8 protein-coding genes and 5 tRNA genes are annotated in these 8,449 nt (G+C 43.3%); 10 read left to right on the top strand and 3 right to left on the bottom strand.

Features of this window, described 5'->3' with window-relative positions; genetic code table 11:
- Positions 1–68: 68 nt before the first annotated feature.
- The 3 genes from QZL64_RS03510 to QZL64_RS03500 are packed head-to-tail and all read right to left on the bottom strand — an operon-like array spanning position 69 to position 1,869.
- Complete coding sequence (locus QZL64_RS03510; RefSeq protein ID WP_021840628.1) at positions 69–299, bottom strand: hypothetical protein; 231 nt, start codon at positions 297–299, stop codon at positions 69–71.
- A gap of 10 nt (positions 300–309) precedes the next feature.
- Positions 310–1,089: a metallophosphoesterase gene (locus QZL64_RS03505; RefSeq protein WP_021840627.1), complete on the bottom strand. Its 780-nt coding sequence runs from the start codon at positions 1,087–1,089 to the stop codon at positions 310–312.
- A 12-nt stretch (positions 1,090–1,101) separates the two neighbouring features.
- Entirely contained in the window at positions 1,102–1,869 is a 768-nt protein-coding gene (locus tag QZL64_RS03500) for a DUF4931 domain-containing protein (RefSeq protein ID WP_021840626.1), read from the bottom strand.
- A gap of 188 nt (positions 1,870–2,057) precedes the next feature.
- Here QZL64_RS03500 and QZL64_RS03495 point away from each other — a divergent pair, with 188 nt between their 5' ends.
- The 10 genes from QZL64_RS03495 to QZL64_RS03450 all read left to right on the top strand — a co-directional run bounded on the left by QZL64_RS03495 (position 2,058) and on the right by QZL64_RS03450 (position 8,268).
- Positions 2,058–2,579: an 8-oxo-dGTP diphosphatase gene (locus tag QZL64_RS03495; RefSeq protein WP_021840625.1), complete on the top strand. Its 522-nt coding sequence runs from the start codon at positions 2,058–2,060 to the stop codon at positions 2,577–2,579.
- Positions 2,580–2,668: 89 nt separating this feature from the next.
- On the top strand, positions 2,669–3,814 hold the full coding sequence (gene mutY, locus QZL64_RS03490; protein WP_295224804.1) for an A/G-specific adenine glycosylase: 1,146 nt from the start codon (positions 2,669–2,671) through the stop codon (positions 3,812–3,814).
- Between the two features lie 24 nt (positions 3,815–3,838).
- On the top strand, positions 3,839–5,032 hold the full coding sequence (locus tag QZL64_RS03485; RefSeq protein ID WP_021840623.1) for a metallophosphoesterase: 1,194 nt from the start codon (positions 3,839–3,841) through the stop codon (positions 5,030–5,032).
- Positions 5,033–5,223: 191 nt separating this feature from the next.
- The gene (locus tag QZL64_RS03480) at positions 5,224–6,021 is read left to right on the top strand and encodes an undecaprenyl-diphosphate phosphatase (RefSeq protein WP_021840622.1); all 798 of its coding nucleotides are present in this window, start codon (positions 5,224–5,226) and stop codon (positions 6,019–6,021) included.
- Positions 6,022–6,398: 377 nt separating this feature from the next.
- A tRNA-Thr gene (locus tag QZL64_RS03475) sits at positions 6,399–6,474 on the top strand.
- A gap of 8 nt (positions 6,475–6,482) precedes the next feature.
- Positions 6,483–6,567, top strand: a tRNA-Tyr gene (locus QZL64_RS03470).
- Between the two features lie 5 nt (positions 6,568–6,572).
- A tRNA-Met gene (locus tag QZL64_RS03465) sits at positions 6,573–6,648 on the top strand.
- A 12-nt stretch (positions 6,649–6,660) separates the two neighbouring features.
- A tRNA-Thr gene (locus QZL64_RS03460) sits at positions 6,661–6,736 on the top strand.
- 9 nt (positions 6,737–6,745) lie between these two features.
- Positions 6,746–6,822: transfer RNA gene (locus QZL64_RS03455), tRNA-Met, on the top strand.
- Positions 6,823–6,906: 84 nt separating this feature from the next.
- Positions 6,907–8,268: an amino acid permease gene (locus QZL64_RS03450; RefSeq protein ID WP_021840621.1), complete on the top strand. Its 1,362-nt coding sequence runs from the start codon at positions 6,907–6,909 to the stop codon at positions 8,266–8,268.
- The last annotated feature ends 181 nt before the right edge of the window (positions 8,269–8,449 follow it).

Raw genomic sequence — 8,449 nt, 5'->3', positions numbered from 1 at the left:
GCCTTTACGTTTCAAATATTGGCTTTACTGAAGCGGTAACAAGCTTGAAGAATGCCGTTCCTATCGTTTTAAAACGACCGTTTGCCTAATTTAGGATGGCTGCATGGCTTGAGGGACAAGGTGTCGATGAGATGGGTCGCTTCGTCCAGACTCACGTCCTCATAATTGCCATGTCGCTCCAAGACGCACATAGGGGAATCAACGCCTACTTCGCCGGCGGGCAAATAAATATATTCTTCATTGGCTATATCTCCAAAAATATAGCCTGCTTGTAAATGTTCACGATGAATACGACTCATAAAAAGCTCCTTATAAAATTTGTTTAAGTTTGAAATCCATATAATCTGCTGAAACAAGATGCAATTTAGTATTGCCAAACGTTTCAGGAATGCGATCAAAGGAATTTTTGTCATGAAGATGACCGAAAATACAATGGTCAACTTTATATTTTTCTAAAAGTTCCGTAAAGCCGCTCGGTTCGTTTTTATCATTAAACGGCGGATAGTGCAAGAGCAAAATACGAATCGGAGCGTGTGCTGATGAGCTTGCGGCTACATTGTTGTCAGCTTGCGTGGCTACGGTTTCGGTTGTCGAAGTGACAGAGCCGTTTTTACGAAGGGCCTGTTCCATTTCCTGAAGAGCCGCTTCGGTGCGAAGCAATTCGCGGGCATAGATGGAAGTATCAGCTGCCTCATCAAAGGATGTATCATTGGGGCAAAGATAACCGCGCGTGCCGCCAAAAGCAATGTGGTCTATAGCGGTGCCGTGACCTTGCAAAAAGGTCAGCTCCTGTTGCATAGCGGTGTCCATTTTCTTGGCACTGCTCCACCAGTAATCATGATTGCCGCGGATTAAATAAATTTGGCCCGGCAGTTGGGCAATTGCTTTTAAATCAGACACTGCCTCCGCCAGGCGTAAAGCCCATGAAGTATCGCCGACAACAAAGACAATATCGTCATCGCTCACTTGTTCACGCCAAGCGGCTATGATGCGCTCGCGATGGTTTTGCCAATGTGGACCGAATACATCCATTGGCTTGGTAGGCGGTTCGCCTGAAAAGTGAAGATCGCCAATGGCAAAAATTTTCATGGTATCTCCTAACTAAATAAAAAAGTCGCAATTCAATTCATTTTTAATCTGTTCAACCCGTTCCTTGTTGCTGATCTGGCTAATAGAATAGCCGATATACAACGGTGACGTAACGTAACGAGGTACTATTTTAACATACTGTGAGCCGGTCTGTAAATCGTAGAAGAACAGATTGTACGAACCGCTGTGTCGTGAAAAGTCTGTTAAAATATAGTGTAAGATTTGTTGAATTCGTTTAGCCATTAAGGCTCTGGACGTTTTTTCATTAAACTCCATATTGAATTCGAAAAAACCGATAATGGGCTTATCGGATAAGGTAATTTTTAAATTATCGTCTTCTTTGAGAATAGGACCGTCAAAATGGTGAACTTTAATGTCTTCCCGATAATCGTAATCGTATAAGCCGATGATTTGGCTGTGAGGATGACGAATGGAGCCGCCGGACATTGGCCCGTAGTTTTTAAAATATAAGACGGATTTGAATTCTTCGCGGGCCATGGTTTCTTGCCATTTGCGCAAAGAAAAATCAAGCACTTCGGTAGCGGTTTCCGGTGAATATCTGGAATATTCACTAAAACAGTCGTGCGTTTCGATGATAACGGTGGGCCAGGTACGATCTAAGACGGGATATTTGTTCATAAGCCAGATAATATCGCCCTTTGTTTCCAATATGTCCGTAAGCTTATCCACGGCACAGAACGGGCAAGCCACTTCGCGATGGCGAATATTTTCCGGTTTGGTGCGGCCCATGGCTATGTTAAATATTAGTGGTTCATTCATAAGTACACCTCTCTTACTCTAATACTAACACAGGATTGACCTTTTGGGCAGTGTGATATAATTAAAATATATTAATTTACTAAAATCGATTTAGAATCACAGCATAGCTTGATGAATCAGAATTAAGGTTTAAAATAAAGTTTGAAGATTATATACAGTTTTTTTGAAAAAACAAATGAGGCAATGATATGAGACCGACTACATTATGTTTTATTATAAATGATAAAAAAGAGATTCTCTTGGGCCGCAAAAAGCGCGGCTTAGGCGCCGGTAAGCCTAATGGTTTTGGCGGCAAGCGGGAAGATGGTGAAACATTCCGTCAATGTGCGGTGCGCGAATTGTTTGAGGAAACGTCCTTGCTGGCTAAGCCGGAAGACTTGGAACCGGTAGCTATTTTGGATTTTCAATTCCCTTATAACGAGGATTGGACCCATGTCAATTATGTGTATCTATTGCGTAAATATGAAGGGCTTCCTATGGAAACGGAAGAAATGGAACCGTTTTGGACTTCTTTTGACAAAATTCCTTACGATACCATGTGGGCCGGTGATGAGGATTGGATCCCGCAGGTTTTAAACGGTGAACTTTTGAAAGGCACCCTTGTGTTTGGCAAGGATAATGACGGTGTCATGGACATGAAGATAACAAAAGTAACGGAGATTCCTGAGTTGGAATCGGTGGAGGCAATGAAAGAGTGGCTCGAAGCGTAAATGAGGATAAAGGTTTAAAAAATAAAAATATAGACACAGTAGCTTTAAAGGCGAAACCGGAATCCAATCAGGCTGCCGCTGAAAATGCTGTGGCTGAGGCGGCGTGGGTCAAGACGCTCCTTAGCTGGTACGATGCCAATAAACGGGACTTGCCGTGGCGCAAGACAAAGGATCCCTATCGCATTTGGGTATCGGAAATTATGTCTCAACAAACTCGTATTGAAGCAATGAAGCCGTACTACGAGAATTGGATGGAGCAATTCCCCACCAAGGAAGCCTTGGCTGAAGCTGATGAAGATACAGTAGTCAAAGCTTGGCAAGGTTTGGGTTATTACTCCCGGGCTCGTAATTTACGACTTGGTGTTCGCGAAGTAATGACTAAGTACGGCGGTGAGATGCCACGAACCCGCAAAGAGGTGGAAAGCCTTAAAGGCGTCGGAGCTTATACGGCGGGGGCTATTTTGTCGTTAGCTTTTGGTCAGCGCGAAGCCGCCATTGACGGTAATGTATTGCGTGTATATGCACGGCTTTACGCAGTGCGTGAAGATATTATGCGCACCGCCGGTAAAAAAGCGATTGCCGCGTTAGTTGAGGAAACATTGCCCTACGACAGACCGGGGGATTTTAATCAGTCCCTTATGGATTTTGGGGCGAGCATTTGTATTCCTAAAGCGCCCCGTTGTGAAGGTTGTCCTTTACGACGTTGGTGCCAAGCTGATGCACTGGGCATTGCCGCTGAATTACCGGTGCGTATTGTTAAGAAATCGGTCCCTATTATCTCTGTGGTAACGGGGCTTATTCGCAATGAAAAAGGGGAATATTTGCTTCATCGGCGCCCCGCTACAGGGCTTTTGCATTCCATGTGGGAGTTTCCAAATGTGGAAGTGCCGCGTAATGTGACCATGCAGGATAAAAAAGAGTTGCCGTTAATCGGCGTTGATGAACTGGCTCGTGAATGGCAACGTAAATTTACAGACTCGAAGCGTCTAAAGGGCCGGCTTAAAGATACTGAAATTAAATGGCATAGCAAGGCGGTTACCACCTTGCGTCATGTGTTTTCCCATCGCTGTTGGGATATGGAAGCATATACGGCAGAGTTTATCGGTGATGACCCGTTAAGTGCGTCAACTTTTGATGAAGCTAGCGCTGATTGGCGTTGGGTATTGCCGGAAGATTTTACCGACTTACCATGGGCCGGGCCTCACGGTAAACTGACAGTGTATTGTAGAGATTAAACTTTGAGAATGGCAGGTGAAAGAATGTCGGCACGATTAATATTTCTCATTATAACGACGCTTATTATCTTTCTTATAGTATTCGCCAACTCCTATTTGATTGTCCGTCTAACTAATGTGAAACGGCGTTCCCGTTGGTTTTGGCGATTAGTTTTGCTTCAAGTACTGGCTATCGCAGGGACAACTTATTACCAGATGGCGCAAGTTCAACTTTTGGGAACTGCTATGTATGACTTCTGGCGAGGTTGGGCGACCGGTACCTATGGGCTCATGATGGGGCTCGGCGTTTGTTTTGCCATATTAATTCCTTTGGGTATCGTTATGGCAGCGGTCAATTGGCGAGCTAAAAAAACGACTGGGGAAGAACAGGCTAGTCGGCGGCAGTTTTTACGCAAAGCTATTTGGGCGGTGCCGGCAGTAACAGCCGGTGGCGGCGTAGTCAGAGCGTATGAAGGGGCCAAAGAAGTTCAAGTCAATCATATTGACTTGGTGTTTCGCAGTTTGCCTGAATATTTAAAAGATTATAAATTGGCGCAGATTAGTGACGTTCATATCGGGCCGTTCATTGATTTGAAAGACTTCGACAAAATTACGCAGACCGTTTTAAATGAAAAGCCGGATCGCTTGGTTATTACGGGCGACTTAATTGATGATTTGGATTTTTTAAACCCTCTCTGTGGTCGCTTGGAAGAGTTATTTCCTAAAATTCCGGACGGCATCGACTATATTTTGGGGAATCACGAGTATTTTAAAAACCTGCCTCGCGTGTTGGAAGCCTTCAGCGGTATTTCCATGCGTATGCATCGTAACTCTTCGCTTCGTTTAAGTGGTGGCTCATGGCCCGTATATTTGGCCGGCGTTGAATATTCCTTTGACCGCAGCGGTGAACAGCGTGAAACCTATCTGAAGGAAGCCTTAGCCAATGTTCCATCGGAAGCGTTTACCATTTTATTGGCCCATCATCCTGATTTTATTGAAAACGCGTTTGCTCATAATATTCCGGTGACGCTGTCCGGCCACACCCATGGTGGTCAGATTGTAGTCGGCGGCACAGCCCTTGTGCCGGTGGGAACGAAGTACTTTAAGGGCATGTATCGGGACGGCACGAAGTACGGTTATGTAAATAACGGCACGGGCCATTGGTTCCCGGTTCGCTATAATTGTCCGCGAGAAATTACGATATTCACATTTAGAGAAGGAAAAGTTGCAAAAGTATAGTAAAATATTAAAATTTTTTAAACTATTTGCCTAAAAGGGAAATTTCCATTGTCTAATTTTGTCAAAAAGTCTATAATGGTTGAGTTATCACATGAAACCGGCATATATTATGCGGTTATCATGTAGGCGAAGAAGATGATTATGATGAGAGGCCGGCGCTTGAGCGGCCAGTTGGTAGTCGAGGTGAAATAATGGATCAAAATCTTATTGCCTTTATACTTGGTATCGTAGAAGGGGCAACAGAATTCTTGCCGGTATCCAGTACCGGGCACATGATTTTAGTAGGTGACTTTTTAGGCTTTACCGGCCAACGAGCCAGTGTATTTGAAGTATTTATCCAGTTAGGCGCGATTCTTTCCGTATTCTTCTATTATCGCGAAAAATTCATGAGCATGCTTCGTCGTGAGAACTGGATTCGCAATGACAGATTGTCTTTGGCTCATATTTTCTTCGGCATGTTGCCGGCTATGGCCATCGGTTTCTTAGGCCATTCGTTTATTAAAAACTATTTATTCTCGGCCGGTACGGTTATTATCGGCTTGATCATCGGTGGTTTATTTATGCTTTGGGCTGAAAAACGTCATAAACCGATTACCGTTGAGACTGTTGACCAGTTGAGCATGTATCAATGTCTTCAAATTGGTTTGTTCCAAGTGTTGGCTTTGTGGCCGGGTTTCTCTCGTTCCGGTTCCACGATTGCCGGCGGCTTGATGCTCGGTGTAAGTCGTAAAGCAGCGGCTGACTTTTCCTTTATCATGGCCGTGCCAATCATGTTGATTGCTTGTATCTATGATTTGCTCAAAATCATAGACCAGTTGCAATGGTCCGACTTCGTTATGTTTGCTATCGGGTTCGTAACGGCTTTCGTATTTGCATACTTGTCCATCGTATGGTTCTTGAAATTTTTAAATAAATCATCCTTGGCCGGTTTTGCGTATTATCGCTTTGTAATCGCTGTGATTGCGTTTGCATACTTCTTCATTTTCTAATATAAGGGTTGAAAAAATAATATATAAGATTGATAGCCGTGCTGTGTTATTTTAAAATGCAGTACGGCTATTTTAAATTGATAAGTAATTATATATTAGTTTGCTCGATAGCGTTGAATTGTAACTGTTAAATAGGATAAGAATTAAGTTTGAACAGAGTCTGGCGACGGGAAGTTTGCGGTGTTTTTACACATTGTAAGAAAATTATTACGTTTTGCAAGAATTTTGTAAAAAAGTACTTGCGCAAAAATACTACCTATGCTATTATAATAAAGCGCTATACGGGAAACGGAAGCGCAGAACAAAATGTCAATCTGAGCTAAAAAATCTATTGACAAGATGTTCAGGAATATGTATAATATTCCATGTTATGGTATGCTGGCGTAGCTCAATCGGTAGAGCAGCTGACTTGTAATCAGCAGGTTGTGGGTTCAATTCCTATCGCCAGCTCCATTATTTTTGGAGGGATTCCCGAGCGGCCAAAGGGAGCAGACTGTAAATCTGCCGTCTTCGACTTCGAAGGTTCGAATCCTTCTCCCTCCACCATTCATCGCGGGGTGGAGCAGTTGGTAGCTCGTCGGGCTCATAACCCGAAGGTCGCAGGTTCAAGTCCTGTCCCCGCAACCATTCATTACGTATGCTGGTGTAGCTCAGTCGGCAGAGCGTATCCTTGGTAAGGATAAGGTCACCGGTTCAATCCCGGTCACTAGCTCCATATACACTTGGCGGCATAGCTCAGTTGGCTAGAGCAATCGGTTCATACCCGGTGTGTCCGCGGTTCAAATCCGTGTGCCGCCACCACTAATTTTTTAGCTGGTATAACTCACATATGACATGTGAGTTTATTTTTTTAACTATTTTAGTATTTTGGAGGTGGGCATTTGTATGTATGAGAAGAAGGAGTTAGCTAGGGGGCTAAAAAATCGACATGTTCAATTATTGGCAATTGGGGGTGCCATTGGGACAGGGTTATTCTTGGGATCGGGTCGTTCCATTCATTTGGCGGGACCGTCCATTTTGTTAGCGTATATCATTACGGGTTTGATTTCGTTCTTTATGATGAGGGCCTTGGGGGAATTATTGCTCTCTAATACAGATCATCATTCTTTCGTAGATTTTGTTGAAGAATATATTGGGCCAGGCGCCGCTTTTGTTACCGGCTGGACCTATTGGTTCTGTTGGGTGTCACTGGCCATGGCCGACGTTACGGCCGCAGGGGTTTATATCCAGTATTGGATACCGAATGTAGAGCCGTGGATACCGAGTCTTTGTATTTTACTGATTCTGTTTGCTTCGAATTTGATGGCAGTTAAAATTTTCGGTGAATTGGAATTCTGGTTCGCATTAATTAAAGTTATCGCCATTTTAGGTTTAATCGGCGGCGGTTTATATTTAATTTTTATCGGCTACCAGACCGATGTGGGACCGGTAAGTTTCTCTAATTTATGGAGTCATGGCGGTTGGTTCCCGAATGGCTGGGAAGGCTTTGTATTGTCCTTCCAGATGGTTGTATTTGCTTTTACGGGGATTGAACTGGTAGGCTTAACGGCGGGTGAAACGGAAAATCCTAAGAAGGTAATTCCGCAGGCTATCAACAATATTCCGATTCGTATTATTATTTTCTACGTTGGTGCCTTGGCAATTATTATGAGTATTTATCCGTGGACAGCCGTAAACGCTGATTCCAGTCCTTTCGTCCAGGTATTTAAAGCGGCCGGTATCGTGGCGGCTGCGGCTATTGTTAACTTTATCGTGTTAACATCGGCTGCATCGGCTTGTAACAGTGGTTTGTTCAGTACCAGCCGCATGGTGTACACCTTGGCTCGTGAAGGGAATGCGCCGCGTCGTATGTTCCGTTTGCGTTCCAATCAGGTGCCAATGAACGCCGTTGTATTTTCCGCGTTGGTTATTTTTATCGCCGTTATTATGCAGTACATTATGCCTGAAAACGTGTTTATTTTGATTACCAGTGTGTCTACGTTCTGCTTTATTTTCATCTGGGCCATCATTTTGGTTTGTCATATGAAATATCGCAAACAGCATCCTGAATTGGCTGAACAAAATCCGTTCAAAATGCCGTTATATCCGCTTATGAACTACGTGATTTTAGGCTTCTACTTCTTAGTATTAGTTTCGTTAGCCTTTAATAATGAAACACTTATTGCCTTACTCTTTACACCGGTTTGGTTCGGTATGTTGTGGTGTTTCTACAAATTACAAACTTTAAAACAGAATTACGGCAACTAAATTTTTAATAAATCCCTAAAATCTCCTGTAGTTTTTAGGGATTTTAATGTTAGATTCTTTTCATTAGTGATTTTTTGTATTATAATGAGCGTATATAGGTTATTATTTTTGTGAAGGAGGCTATTACTTCAATGGCAAAAGCAAAATTCGAACGTACTAAACCGCATGTTAACATCGGTAC

The organism is Veillonella sp. CAG:933 (assembly GCF_000431435.1).
In the GTDB taxonomy this organism is placed as follows: domain Bacteria; phylum Bacillota; class Negativicutes; order Veillonellales; family Veillonellaceae; genus Veillonella_A.
Note: the sequence above shows the minus strand (reverse complement) of the source record. Positions and strands in the feature narration are given on the sequence as shown.

Excerpts from the sequence above, each read along its gene's own strand:
- QZL64_RS03510 (WP_021840628.1), bottom strand. The coding sequence starts at position 299 with ATGAGTCGTATTCATCGTGAACATTTACAAGCAGGCTATATTTTTGGA.
- QZL64_RS03505 (WP_021840627.1), bottom strand. The coding sequence starts at position 1,089 with ATGAAAATTTTTGCCATTGGCGATCTTCACTTTTCAGGCGAACCGCCT.
- QZL64_RS03500 (WP_021840626.1), bottom strand. The coding sequence starts at position 1,869 with ATGAATGAACCACTAATATTTAACATAGCCATGGGCCGCACCAAACCG.
- QZL64_RS03495 (WP_021840625.1), top strand. The coding sequence starts at position 2,058 with ATGAGACCGACTACATTATGTTTTATTATAAATGATAAAAAAGAGATT.
- QZL64_RS03485 (WP_021840623.1), top strand. The coding sequence starts at position 3,839 with ATGTCGGCACGATTAATATTTCTCATTATAACGACGCTTATTATCTTT.
- QZL64_RS03480 (WP_021840622.1), top strand. The coding sequence starts at position 5,224 with ATGGATCAAAATCTTATTGCCTTTATACTTGGTATCGTAGAAGGGGCA.
- QZL64_RS03450 (WP_021840621.1), top strand. The coding sequence starts at position 6,907 with ATGTATGAGAAGAAGGAGTTAGCTAGGGGGCTAAAAAATCGACATGTT.